Genomic DNA, 602 nt, shown 5'->3' with positions numbered 1-602 from the left:
CGTACAATTGAAATTATGCCAAGGTAAGATAATTCCAAGACTGTTTGGTCCAAGAACCCGAATATTAAGAGATGACAAATCTAGCGTTTGAGCATCATCAGAAATCACTATCGCGAATGGTGTGCCACGCTCATCCAGCTCTTTGAGAAGTTGTTCATTTCGCGAAGCATTAGTACAGAGAATAGCGATATCCGGCGTATAGGGCAGGGAAGCAACATCGCGATAGGCAATGACACCCGATACCGCTTTATACCTTGGGGTAACTGGCATGATTGCACCGTCAAACCCACTTTGCAGAAGATTCCGCATAACGACTTGGCCTGCACGGAGTTCTTTTTGAGAGGCGCCAATTACCGCTACGGAACTAGGTTTAAAGAGCTTATGTAGTTTATTCATGTGAACTCCTGCGGCTTGTCGCGACTTACTTGCAATCTGCTACGTTGATATCAACAATCATAAACGAATAAATAGGCCAGAAAACATAAACGAACCGGACATTGAAGCAAATCTATACAGTGCTTGTAGAGTTTGTGTTACTCATCACATCAAATTCGCAGATTATTGTATTTGATGCTTGATAAACGGGCCTGCTATCGGCATGA

General features: G+C 43.2%; 1 protein-coding gene. It reads right to left on the bottom strand.

Translation table 11 applies throughout. The features are described 5' to 3' along the window. On the bottom strand, positions 1–396 hold a 396-nt coding region (locus R7P74_RS27805; RefSeq protein ID WP_318123897.1), incomplete at its 3' end, for a CoA-binding protein. Positions 397–602 lie beyond the last annotated feature (206 nt).

The organism is Vibrio sp. 2033 (assembly GCF_033339735.1).
Note: the sequence above shows the minus strand (reverse complement) of the source record. Positions and strands in the feature narration are given on the sequence as shown.